Genomic DNA, 12,827 nt, shown 5'->3' with positions numbered 1-12,827 from the left:
AGGCACTGTGCGTTAGTTGTGGAGCTATAGGCTGCTGATGCGCAGAACTGAAAAAGGCAGGAATACCCTGCCTTTTTTGTATGTTGAATATGCCGTTTCTAGCTAAACTAGAGCGCTGTAGCGATCTAATCCTGCCTCTAGGTCTGCAATCAAATCATCAACATCTTCTAAGCCGATATGTACACGAATTAAAGTACCGTCGAAGTTTGGATTTGCTACCGTTCTTAGGCTGTTAAAGCTGCTCGGCTCGTTCGCGAGAATTAAGCTCTCAAATCCACCCCACGAGTAACCCATGCTGAAGTGTTTCATACCATCAAGCAGCGCTGTGGTTGCTTGTGTATTCGAGTTCTTTAGCACAAACGAGAACAGGCCATTACCACCGGTAAAATCTCGTTTAAAGAATTCATGACCAGGGCATGATTCAAGAGCAGGGTGACGAACGTGGTCTACTTCAGGTCGAGTTTCTAACCACTTCGCGACTTTTAAACTGCTTTCTGCATGTTGGCGTAGTCGTACATCTAAGGTACGAATGCCGCGTAGGCCAAGGTAAGCGTCATCTGGTGAAACACATTGGCCCATTAAGTAGCTTTGCTCTCTTAGTTGGTCCCAGCACTTCTCGTTGGCAACGGTAGTACCTAACATCACATCAGAGTGGCCGACGATGTATTTAGTCGCCGCTTGAATCGAGATATCAACACCAAAATCAAATGGAGAGAAATTAACACCAGCAGCCCATGTGTTGTCTAACATCACTATGATGTCATGGTCGTGAGCAATGCGTGCGAGTGTTGGGACATCCTGAACTTCCATGGTGATTGAACCCGGAGACTCGGTAAATAACACCTTGGTATTTGGCTTGATAAGCTCTTTGATACCTTCGCCAATTGTTGGCTCGTAGTAGGTGGTTTCTACACCCATCTTTTTCATGATGGTGTCACAGAAATCGCGAGTTGGTTCGTAGCAAGTGTCAACCATCAGAATATGGTCGCCTGTTTCCACAAAAGAAAGGATCGCATTAGAGATAGCTGCCGTTCCACAAGGGTAGAGTGCACAGCCTGCGCCACCTTCCACCTCAACCATCGCATCTTGGAAAGCAAAATGAGTGTTGGTTCCACGACGTCCATAAAAAAGGGTCTTGTTGGCGCGGTTAATCGTAGCTTTACGCTTCTCTTCCACTGAGTTAAATACGACAGTTGAAGCGCGCTGTACTGGTGGGTTAACAACACCATTGGTCCACTTCTTATCACGACCGGCAGTGATCAGTTTAGTGGTTTTGTTCTCGGACATGCTGTGAATTCCTTATCAATCGGTTATGTCCTATTTAAAACATGCCAAGAGTGTTCAAAGCAAGAGCGGAGCGGGGATTTTTACGCTTTTCTTACGATTTTTAATCTTTCACTCAGTAAAGAGTGAAAGATCAAAAATGAGCGACGGGGAAACAGTGAGCTATTACAGCTCACCGCTTAAATTACAGAAGAGGATTAAACAGGTAGAACAGCCTTTCAAAGAAGCGGTTGCGTAAACTTCTTTGCTCCCATTGTTCTAATTCAACAGAGTGGGATGAATCGATGTAAGATTTCTGCAGCTCAGAGAGGTTCTGAGTGAAATGCACATCATCCACCGCTAGCGTCACTTCAAAGTTGAGCCATAAACTTCGCATGTCGATATTGACCGTTCCAATCAAGCAAAACTCTTCATCGATGACTACCGACTTGGTATGAAGAAGGCCACCATAGAACTCGTAGATTTTAACTCCGGCTTCGAGCAATTCGGTATAGAAAGCGCGAGAGGCCCATTTCACCATCAATGAATCATTGTTATGGGGAATGATGAGTTCGACGTTGACACCACGTTGAGCAGTCATTTTAAGTGTTTCTAATAAGTCCGCACTCGGCACAAAGTAAGGGGTCGTAATACGCACGGTATGGTTAGCTTGATTGATCGCAATAGTCAGAACCTGCAGGATTAAATACTCCGGCATGCCTGGACCCGATGGCACAACTTGTACGGGATGATGCGTCACCGCTTCTTCTACAGAACATTCAGGCAGTTCAGGCAGAATGCGGTCTCCGGTTTCTACTTCCCAGTCCCAACCATGGATTGCAGAGAGTACGTTAACGGTTGGACCTGTCACACGTACCATGACATCAATCCACTGACCGACTCCTGAGCTTTGTTTGAAACGAGCAGGGTCGACCATGTTCATCGAGCCAGTGTAGGCAATAGTCTCATCTATCACGATGATCTTACGGTGCTGCCTTAGATCAAGGCGTCGCAAGAAAATACGCCAAGGGCTTACTTCCAGTGCTTGTACAACCTGCACACCGGCATCTTCCATCATTGGTAGCCAATGGCTTTTGAAAAAGCGCGGGCTACCCGCTGAATCGAGCAAAACTTTAACATCTACACCACGTTTTGCTGCGCGAATCAGAGCAGAGGCCACTGAATCTGTTAGGCCACCTGGGTGCCAAATATAGAAAACCATCTTAATACTGGTTTGGGCATTTTCTATATCTTCAATAATTGCGTGTAGGATCTCGTTTGGTGACGATTGTAGGGATAGAGTGTTTCCACTGAGCGCAGGAATGCCCATTCGATTGTTACAAAGCTCATCAATCTTATGGATAGGGGAGCCGACTTTCCCTGGTTGGTGAAGTTGGCAATCGTTCAATTGACGGAACCAATCTCCAAAGGGAGTAAACATGCGATGTGCGCGTTCAGCCCTTTTTCTACCGAGGTTCAACTCGCCAAAAAGGAAGTAACAAGCCACACCTACAATTGGGATAATGTAGATAACCATAAGCCAGGCGAGAGAAACGCTGACAGAGCGTCGTTTTAGTACAACACGCAGTGTTACACCGGCTACAAGGACCCAGTACAAAGCGACAGAGGCTAAAGTTAAAAAATGGTAGAGCTTTTCCACATTGAATACTCGAAAAAAGAGACACTTAGATAGTAATGCTATTTTGTGGATATGGGAATTTAAGGAATCAACTATTTACAAATTAGAGCAAAAGCTGTAAACAGGTTATAGTTGTTAAGTTTTGGTTAACTTAAGACGAAAACGATTGTTTTGTATGAAAAGGCGGCATTTAACCATAAAAATTTACATTGGTAACGAAATATGTACGGTTCGGACTTCCAATTTTATTCTTAAACTGGTTTACTTGCTATACAAAGAGCGTCAATCAAATCTTCTAAGTGTGTAAAGTCGTTTTTACACCTTATCTTTTAAAGACGCCACCCAAAGCAAAACACAACATCACACAACACAAATTTTGGAGTAAACGTGGCTACTAGTAATACAACCACAACACCCCGTGATACCTGGGGTTCGAAGTTAGGATTCGTAATGGCTGCAGCAGGTTCTGCTGTTGGCTTAGGTAACATTTGGAAATTCCCATACACAGCAGGCGAGAGTGGCGGTGGTGCATTCGTTGCAATTTACCTGTTTTTTGTAATTTTCATCGGTTTCAGTGTAATGCTGACTGAATTTGCTATTGGCCGTCATACGCAAAAATCAGCAGTAGGTGCATTTAAATCAACTGACCGTCGTTGGACGTTCGCTGGTGTTATTGGCGTAGTAAGTGGTCTACTTATCATGGGTTTCTACCCTGTAGTAGGTGGCTGGTCTATCGCATACATCGGTAAGATTGCTGGTGGTCTTCTAGACGCACCTGAAGCAATCGGTGACAGCTTCGGTGGTTTCATCTCTAACCCAGTTCAACCACTAATGTGGATGGGTCTATACCTACTTCTTAACGTTGTTATCGTTATGAAAGGTATCTCGGGCGGTATCGAGAAAGCGGGTAAGGTTCTAATGCCACTGCTATTCCTGATCCTTATCGTGGTATCGATCAAAGGTCTGACTCTTCCAGGTTCTATGGCTGGTCTTGAGTTCCTATTCAGCCCTGATTTCTCTAAGGTAGACAGCAACGTAATTCTAGCTGCACTTGGCCAAGCATTCTTCTCACTATCTCTTGGTATGGGTTGTATGTTGACTTACGGTTCTTACCTTAAGAAGAAAGAAAACCTAGTTCAAACTACCGCTATGGTTACAGCAATGGATACAGGTGTTGCTATCCTAGCTGGTGTTGCAATGTTCCCAGCAATGTTCGCATTCGGTATGGAACCAGCAGCAGGCCCTGGTCTAGTATTCGTTGTTGTTCCTCAGCTATTTGCTGAAATGGGCGGCGTAATTGGTCTTCTATTCGCACTTATGTTCTTCATCGGTCTAAGTGTTGCAGCTCTAACATCTTCTGTTTCTCTACTAGAGGTTGTGGTTTCTTACCTAATCGACGAGAAAGGCATGAAGCGTGTAACTGCAGTACTGTCTGCAAGTGTTGTAATGGCTGCGCTATGTATCTTCGCTTCTCTATCTCTAGGTGGCGTTGGTCCAACACTATTCGACACAGGCGCATTTGATATCTTCGACCTACTAACAGATAAGATCTTCCTAGCTGTTGGCGGTATGTTGGTATGTATCTTCGCTGGTTGGAGACTAAACCGTGCAGACCTAGAGAAAGAAATCACCAACGACGGTGAAGTATCTTTCCCACTATTCGGTCTATGGTACGCACTAGTTAAGTACATCATCCCAGTAGCTATCGCAATCGTTGCGTTCATGGGTATCTCTTCTGGCTTCGACAGCGGTAAAGGTGCAATCATGCTACTAGGTATTGGTATTATTGCTGGCTCTGCGCTTATCTCTAAGAAGCTATAATTGCAAGCTGATTAAATAACGAAAAAACGGGAGCAATGGCTCCCGTTTTTTTATGTCTGTAACTTAATAATCGATAAAAAATAATCACTGATATTCACTAAAGTTATCCGTCTGGTAGACGATATATAAGATGTTGAGGCTGTATAAGCCGTCGTTTATTTAGGTAGGTGTTGTGTGAAATTATCTGTAAGAAAAAAGCTTTATGCTGGGTTTGGCTCAATTTTGGCGGTGCTTGTTACCTTAGTTACCATCGTTTGGTTTGAAGTCATTGATGCCCACAAAAGCGCAGATGAAATTAGAATGGACGATGTTCCAGGGACCGTTACCTACTTGGTACTGATTGATGAAGCGGGTGATGTATACCGAGATGCGCTGGGTGCAATTACTCAGGTTGATAACGCTCTGAATGACTACCGCACTAATAAGAGCGAGTTCGCTCAGGCTATTGAACAAGCAAAACGCTTGGAAAGTAGAGGCTCTGAAGATCATCGCCGTATTTTGCGTATTGAAGAGTTAATGGGACGCTTCACCCAAGAGTTTGAATCTGAGCTTGTGCCTAAGATCAATGATCAGTCTGAGCTATTATCCAACATTCAACAGCTGCGTTCTCTATACGAGACCAACTTGATACCCATTGAAAACTTACTGGATCAAGCATCTGCAAGTGAGCGAGCGGATACCGAGCAGTCGCTACTTATACTCACCGATACATTTACTACAATTGAACGCACTATTATGGTGTTGTCTGCGATTGCTATCGTCTTTGGTTGTGTGATTGCGTATATGTTGTCGAGTTCTATCACTAATCGCCTGACTCGCGTTGAACAAGTAGCACGCCGCGTGGCAAATGGTGATTTAACAGCGGGTGATATTACCGATGAGTCTGGTGATGAACTTGCTGATCTTGCTGGCTCGATTAACCAGATGCAGAAGTCGTTAGTGGACTTATTAGGTTCTATCTCTTCTGTGACGCACGAAGTTCAATCTGTTACGGGCGAACTATCTTCTATTAGTCAAGACATCGTCACGGGTGCTTCTGCTCAAGCTGACAAAGCGAACTTGATTGCGACGGCTGCTGAAGAGTTAAGCTTGACCATTTCAGAAGTGGCGCAGCAGGGCACGTCTACTTATGAAGAGGCGCGACGCTCTGAAACGTCTGCAGAAGATGGCCGCAACGTAATTGTCGAAATGGTGGCGAGTATTCAACAGGTGTCGACTCAAATGAGTGATATGTCACTGCAAATGAATACTTTGGGCTCTCACGGTGAACAGATTGGTAGCGTTATCAAAGTTATCGAAGACATTGCTGAGCAAACTAACCTATTGGCACTGAATGCGGCGATTGAGGCGGCACGTGCGGGTGAGTTTGGTCGTGGTTTTGCTGTGGTTGCAGATGAAGTGCGAGCGCTAGCTGAGAGAACAACCAAAGCGACACAAGAAGTGTCTGGTATTATTCAATCGATTCAGTCAGGTACTCAAGAAGCGGTGACTTATACCCAAGATAACTGCCGTTTGGTCGAGATTGGTGTTGAGCAAAGCTCTGGTGCTGTTTCTGCTCTAGAAGCGATTGTAAGCGGCGCAGGCAATGTACAAAGTATGGTTAACTCAATTGCTACTGCTGCAGAAGAGCAGACTGCTGTGACCAAAGAAATTGCTGCAGACATTACGGCGATCAGCGATATCTCTGAGCAATCCTTGCAACTGGCAACGCGTAGCTCAGAAAACACTTCAGGTTTGAACGGTAAAGTTGCGGAGCTAGAAGCCTTGGTCGGTAAGTTCAAGCTCGCTTAGTTTCTATTGATAGGGGTTAAAACCTACCCTTAAATGCAGACAACGAGAAACAAGCCCAACGATTCAATCTTTATTGAGTGAGTTGGGCTTTTTCGTGGCTGGAATCTGTATTCAGACACGGTATACTCCACCTTCTATAACGGAGCTAGCCTTTACATGTTCGATATTCTTCTCAATCACTCTGATTTTTTACTCATCAATAAGCGCCCTGGAGTCAGCGTCCACAAAGACGACGGTGATACCATGCTGCTTCAAGAAGTCGCGAAGGCAATCAATGAGCCTAAGCTGTATCTCGTTCATCGTCTCGATAAAATGACTTCAGGCATTCTGTTGTTAGCCAAGAGTTCATCGGCTGCGAGTGAGCTTTCACAGTTATTTGCTAAGCGCGAAGTGGAGAAGTACTACTTGGCGATTGGCTCTAAGAAACCGAAGAAAAAACAGGGTTTGATTTCTGGGGATATGGAGCGGTCTCGACGCTCTAGCTGGAAACTCTTAACAACCAAAGAAAACCCAGCAATAACTCAATTTTTATCAGCAGCGGCAGAACCCGGTGAGCGACTTCTTTTATGCAAGCCCTATACAGGGCGCACGCACCAAATCCGCGTGGCGATGAAGTCGATAGGTTCAGCCATCGTTGGTGACCCAATTTATAATCCATCGAGTGAGGCCGACAGAGGTTATCTCCACGCCTTCGCGATTCGATTTACTTATCAATCACAAGCCTACCAATTTGTCTGTGACCCAAGGAGACTAGACTCTTTAGGCGAGAAGTGGCACCAAGAAACCGTATCTAATGGTTTGGAAGGTTGGCTTGAACCTTGGTCACTGGCGTGGCCAAAGCTAAACACTAAGTGAGTGAAATAATGGAAGCATCTGCTTTACCGGTATTTTTTGAACATATCGAACAACAGCTAAACGAAGTACCTAACGAGTTACGTCGTATTTTTCATGGTCGTGGTAAGTTTTGGCCTGGCCTAGAACAGATCACGTGTGATTGGGTCGACGGCCAATTATTGGTGAATGTGTTTAAAGAGGTTGATGACGCGTTTTTGTCATCGCTTAAAGACGGTTTACTAGCGCTGACCAACAAAGATATTTGGCAAACCAAGCAAGGTACCAGCATCGTGCTTCAACACCGTTATGCTGACGGCGCACCTTCGGAAGTGCTATGGGGTGAGCTTAACGACTCTCCAGTGGTTGTTGAGCATGGTCTTAAGTATCAGTTAGACATTGGCCGTAACCAGAACTTTGGTCTGTTCCTAGACATGCGTAATGGCCGTCAATGGGTGCAAGACAATGCCAAGGGTAAGAACGTACTTAACCTGTTCGCATACACTTGTGGCTTCTCTGTGGCTGCAATTGCGGGTGGCGCTCGTCAATGTTTGAACGTTGATATGTCGCGTGGCTCACTGAACAAGGGCCGTGATAACCACCGTTTGAACGAGCATGACATGCGCTCGGTGAATTTCCTTGGTTACGATATCTTTAAATCGTGGGGAAAAATCAAGAAGGGCGGTCCTTATGAGTTGGTTATTATCGACCCACCTTCGTTCCAAAAAGGCAGCTTCGCGCTGACTAAAGACTACAAAAAGATCTTACGTCGTTTGCCAGAGCTTCTAACGGAAGGTGGTGAAGTGATCGCGTGTGTGAACTCACCAGCAGTGTCACCTAACTTCCTTATCGAGACGATGGCAGAAGAAGCGCCAAGCGTTGAGTTTATTGAACGCTTAGACAACCCACCTGAGTTTGTGGATGTTGACCTTGATTCAAGCCTCAAAGTACTGAGATTTAGAATAAACACGCCTGCTGACGCTTAATTGAACGTTAGCATTAGAAAAGAAAACGCCACTCATATTGAGTGGCGTTTTTGTATCTTGTTGGTGTCGTTAGACCGCTAACTTTCCTGCTGAGTCTTAAGAGTTTGGAACCCAAAATAGATACGCATAAATGTGGTGAGCCAACACGCAGCACCAAAGGTATAGGCGATAACCGCAAAGTGTTGTGGCCAAATACAAAAGGCAATGAAACAGGCAATGGTCTCTGTCCCTTCGGTTAGACCAGACATGTAGTAGAGAGACTTGTGCTTGTACACTGGATTCTCGATGCCTCGTTTGCCCGCCATTACCGCAAACGCTAAAAAGCTACTGCCCGTGCCGATAAAAGAGAAGATCAAAAATGCACCGGCAATGGCGTTGTGTTCCGGATTGGCAATCACAAATCCAAAAGGGATCAGTGAATAGAAAAGGAAATCTAGACTGATATCGAGGAAGCCACCCGCATCACTGATACCTTGGATTCGAGCCAAGGCGCCATCAAGCCCATCACAAACTCTGTTGAAAATGATGAAACCTAACGCCCATTCATATTGCTCAAACGCTAACGCCGGAAACGCTAAACAGCCGACCAAAAAACCGAATAGGGTGGTTTGATTAGCGGTAATACCGACTCGATTCAGTATTTTTGCAGACTGGTTTAATGGCCACTTGATGACCTTTATTGAGTACTTATCCAGCATGGTTGCTTCTCCATGGCCAAGAGAGTACTTGAGCCCCTTGAGGCACATCTGCTTCGTCGTGCGTCACCATCAGGGTTGGGATATTGGCTTTGGTTAATTGCTCAAAGACCCAGTCTCGAAATTGTGCTCTGAGCTCTTGGTCTAACTTACTGAACGGTTCATCAAGTAGAGCCAGTTTAGGCTTCGCTAATAACATACGAGTTAAACTGATTCTTGCTCGTTGACCACCAGAAATCTGATCAGGAAAAGACTCTGCTAAGTGTGTCAGTTCAATGTCCTTTAACGCTGCCATAGCTTGCTGTTGGCGAGTAGAGCCTTTAACCGAATTAGGTAGGGAGAATGCCAAGTTTTCCCATACTTTTAGGTGAGGGAACAATAGATCATCTTGAAAAAGAATACCGACTTCACGTTGATGTGATGGGAGCTCATCCAGATGAATGTCATTCAAAACGACACTTCCAGAGTACGAAAACTCTTCATTCAAGTGGCCGGCGATGGCATCCAATAAGGTGGATTTACCGCAACCGCTCGGTCCCATCAATGCCAGTATCTGGCCTGATTCTAATGTTACATTTAGCGCTGAAAACAGCGAGTCGCCATCGGTTTTACGGATGGCGAGGTCGTTGAGGTACAGACTCATTACTTAAGAAACCTTTGAAAGTAAGACGGCGATATCTGAGTTGAAGTCGGCTGACTAATATCGCTGAAGAGAAGAAGAACAGAGGCAACAAGGCCTGCCAAATGGCATAAATGGCAGTCACTCTACGGTCGAAACCGCTCGTTAGGGCGACAGCTTCTGTGGTGATGGTGCTAATACGCCCTGCACCTAGCATCAATGTTGGTAAGTACTGAGCCAAACTCACGCTGATACCAACGGCCCACGCAAAGGCAATAGCAGGTAATAAGATAGGGAACTTAATGGAGTACCAGCTTTGAAATGGTGATTTACCCAAGCTGAGTGATGCTTTAATGAGCCCATCGTTGAAGCTTTTCCATGGTCCATCTAAAGATAAATAGACAAATGGGAAGGCGAAGAATACGTGTGCCCAAATCACCCAGAATTCATAGGCGTTACTTCCTACATACAGCGTGGTGACCTGCATACCAAACAATACGGATAGCTGTGGGATCAACATCGGAATCGCGATAACAAAACCAGGCACTTGCCATTTGTATTTAATTCGATACTCATGAGCAATCAGTGCAAGGACCAGCGCAACTGAAGCAGCGATCAGACCAATCCATAAGCTTTGACCAACGGTACTCATGATGCCATCCCATTCAAATTCCCAAAAGCGCATGCTGTAGCGACTCGGAAGTAAGTCAGGGAAGCGCCAACGTTGAGCCACGCTCCAAATCATCATCAAAGGAATGATTGCGAGTGATAGTGCTGCCAAAGCAGTGAATACGGTTTTTCCTGGTAGTTTAATGCCTGTTCGCCCCGAATATTGCCAAGCTCTAAAGAACTTCAGCAAAGACCATTCAATAAAGCGGGCTAAGGCGATGATCAAGGACGCTAATCCGAACAAAACAATCGCGCCAGCCGCAGCTCTTGGTAGTAGGTTCAGATCGGGATCGTTGAACCATTGCCATACCAAAACAGCAAAAGTAGGCGGGTTAGTTGGGCCAATGATTAGCGCAATATCGACAACCGATACACTGTAAGCGAGCACCGCCAATATTGGGAAGCGAAGCTTGGTGAACCATTGTGGAAAAATGCATTTCCACCATATCTGTGAGCGACTATAACCTAATGAAGCACTCACCTTAGCAATACGCTCAACGTCAATTTGCTGAAGTATCGATATACTCATGAGCAATAAGAAAGGCACTTCTTTGAGTGCCAACATAATGATCAAGCCAAATGCATACGGATCTTTTACTAGCAGCGCTAACTCGGAACTGGTCGCGGATTCACCCAGTAAATGATGTACAGCTCTCGCTCCGAGACCTGTCGGGCTAAATAGAAAAGCAAAGCCAATAGCGAAAGCCACATGGGGAATAGCCAACATAGGTGAAAGGGTCAGTTCGATCTTTCTCCAGAATCGGCTTCCCCACGAAGCTTGGAGAATACAAAAGGTAAGAAAGCACGCGATGTAGCTGCTCGCAATCGCAGAACCAAGACTCAAACCAATAGAGTGCCAAGCGCCTTCCCATTGGAATACTTGACTAAAACCGTTGAGAGAGGGCTCCATCAACCCTAGGGGCGGGATATAACTGAGTGACGAAGCCACTACTCCCGCTACCCCAGGAATTGTTGGGATAATGCATACAACTATAACGACAAAATATAGAGCACGTAGCATCGAGCTTAGTTACCGTATCGCTTTAGCCACTCTTTCTCGAGTGCGTTTTGCCAGCTTGGGTGTGGTTCATCAATCGATTTAAATTGCTGAGTATTCTTAGCGCTACCTGTTAGGTACTTGCTGCTCAATACTGAAGGGTCACCCCAAACATTCAGGTCACCTTTGCGCGATTGTGCTTCTGGGCTTAATAAGAAGTTGATGGTCACTTGTGCGCCAGCGGTAGCATTCGCATTCCAAGGGATCGCAAGGAAGTGGATGTTAGATAAAGCACCGTTTTCCATCGCATAGGCTTTGGTTGTTTCTGCTAAACGGCCACTTGATTGGGCTGAATACACAGAGTTTGGGTTGAACGTAATCGCGAGGTCGAGTTGTCCGTCATCCAAAAGCTGAATACTTTCTGATGTGCCTGCTGGGAATTGTTTACCACCGCGCCATGCAACTTTGTGGAATTTATCTAAGTAAGCCCATAATGGTGCAGTGATCGCTTGGAAATTCTCTTCTGAAACCGGCTTAGCGAGTTCTGGGCTATTGTTGGTTAGCTCAATCAGTAAAGACTTAATAAAGCTAGTGCCATGAAATTCTGGTGGGCGAGGGTAGCTCAAACGGTTAGGGAATGCCTGAGCGTAGCTCAACATCTCTGAAAACGATTGTGGTGGGTTGTGCAGTGTTTCTTGGTCGTGAATGAACACCAATTGCCCAACGCCCCAAGGTGCTTCTAACCCTTCCGTTGGTTCAGAAAAGTCGACATCAATGGGTAAAGACTTATCGACGTACTTCCAGTTAGGGAGGGATTCTGTGAATGGGCCAAACAACAGTTTGTTGTCTTTCATCGAACGGAAGTTCTCGCCGTTGATCCAAACGATATCGACACTACCTTCGCTATTCTTACCTGCGGCCTTCTCCGCAAGTAGGCGAGTCGCTGTTTCAGCGATATCTGTGACTTTTACATGTTTTAACGTTACGCCATAGTCACTTTGTAACTTCTTGCCTGCCCATTGTAGGTAACGGTTGATCTCTTGGCTTCCGCCCCAAGCGTGAAAGTAGACAGTTTGTCCTTCTGCCTGCTGTTCTATTTGATTCCAGCTATCGGTGGATGTTGCTTCATCAGCATAAATGGTTGCGCTGTATGCAACGGTAGCCATGATTCCTAACGTACTTACTATCTTGTTCATAAACTTTTCCATTTGGTAGTGAACGGGCAAGAGCATTGTGTTTTCGAACTCCCTAACAGTTATTCTATCTGTTTCTCAAATAAATTCTAATTCAACAGTAAATTCAATCAATTACTTGAGAAGACGCCGGAAGTTCTCGGTTGAGTTTTGTTCAATGTGCTGTTATCTATGCAACTCAACAGACTTTGGGCTTTTGCCATCCTAGCAACAGACCGTTAAAGCTGTGAATTAATTGCATCTAAATGAGGTTTTTTTATGATTTATCGGAGCTTGGCACGAAAAGTTGGTGTGAAGAGTCGTTTTGAGTAGATTGAACTTTG

General features: G+C 45.3%; 10 protein-coding genes. 4 read left to right on the top strand and 6 right to left on the bottom strand.

The features are described from left to right. Positions 1-102: 102 nt before the first annotated feature. Both L0991_07890 and cls read right to left on the bottom strand, forming a co-directional pair. Positions 103-1,287 carry a cystathionine beta-lyase gene (locus L0991_07890; GenBank protein ID XGB61368.1) on the bottom strand — a complete coding sequence of 395 codons (1,185 nt, stop codon included), beginning with the start codon at positions 1,285-1,287 and terminating at the stop codon, positions 103-105. Between the two features lie 181 nt (positions 1,288-1,468). Further along, on the bottom strand, positions 1,469-2,923 hold the full coding sequence (gene cls / locus L0991_07885; GenBank protein ID XGB61367.1) for a cardiolipin synthase: 1,455 nt from the start codon (positions 2,921-2,923) through the stop codon (positions 1,469-1,471). Positions 2,924-3,289: 366 nt separating this feature from the next. On the opposite strand from cls, the gene L0991_07880 reads away from it, so the two are divergent. The 4 genes from L0991_07880 (at position 3,290) to L0991_07865 (ending at position 8,331) form a co-directional block, all read left to right on the top strand. Further along, a complete protein-coding gene (locus L0991_07880; protein XGB61366.1) occupies positions 3,290-4,723 on the top strand; it encodes a sodium-dependent transporter in 1,434 nt (477 codons plus the stop codon). 174 nt (positions 4,724-4,897) lie between these two features. Further along, positions 4,898-6,514, top strand: a complete 1,617-nt coding sequence (locus L0991_07875) for a methyl-accepting chemotaxis protein (GenBank protein XGB61365.1) — start codon at positions 4,898-4,900, stop codon at positions 6,512-6,514. A 156-nt stretch (positions 6,515-6,670) separates the two neighbouring features. Continuing rightward, a complete protein-coding gene (locus tag L0991_07870; protein XGB61364.1) occupies positions 6,671-7,369 on the top strand; it encodes a TIGR01621 family pseudouridine synthase in 699 nt (232 codons plus the stop codon). Positions 7,370-7,377: 8 nt separating this feature from the next. Further along, positions 7,378-8,331, top strand: a complete 954-nt coding sequence (locus L0991_07865) for a class I SAM-dependent methyltransferase (GenBank protein ID XGB61363.1) — start codon at positions 7,378-7,380, stop codon at positions 8,329-8,331. 77 nt (positions 8,332-8,408) lie between these two features. On the opposite strand, the gene L0991_07860 is transcribed toward L0991_07865, so the two are convergent. From L0991_07860 to L0991_07845, 4 genes are read right to left on the bottom strand one after another with little or no spacing between them, the layout of a single operon-like run. Then, complete coding sequence (locus tag L0991_07860; GenBank protein ID XGB61362.1) at positions 8,409-9,029, bottom strand: CDP-alcohol phosphatidyltransferase family protein; 621 nt, start codon at positions 9,027-9,029, stop codon at positions 8,409-8,411. After that, positions 9,019-9,669, bottom strand: coding sequence for an ATP-binding cassette domain-containing protein (locus L0991_07855; protein XGB61361.1), 651 nt, complete (start codon positions 9,667-9,669; stop codon positions 9,019-9,021). The genes L0991_07860 and L0991_07855 overlap by 11 nt, the downstream gene beginning before the upstream one ends. Then, on the bottom strand, positions 9,635-11,335 hold the full coding sequence (locus L0991_07850; protein ID XGB61360.1) for a thiamine ABC transporter permease: 1,701 nt from the start codon (positions 11,333-11,335) through the stop codon (positions 9,635-9,637). The genes L0991_07855 and L0991_07850 overlap by 35 nt, the downstream gene beginning before the upstream one ends. 5 nt (positions 11,336-11,340) lie before the next feature. Continuing rightward, positions 11,341-12,507: an ABC transporter substrate-binding protein gene (locus L0991_07845; protein ID XGB61359.1), complete on the bottom strand. Its 1,167-nt coding sequence runs from the start codon at positions 12,505-12,507 to the stop codon at positions 11,341-11,343. Between the last annotated feature and the right edge of the window lie 320 nt (positions 12,508-12,827).

It is taken from the genome of Vibrio chagasii, assembly GCA_041879415.1.
In the GTDB taxonomy this organism is placed as follows: Bacteria; Pseudomonadota; Gammaproteobacteria; order Enterobacterales; family Vibrionaceae; genus Vibrio.
Note: the sequence above shows the minus strand (reverse complement) of the source record. Positions and strands in the feature narration are given on the sequence as shown.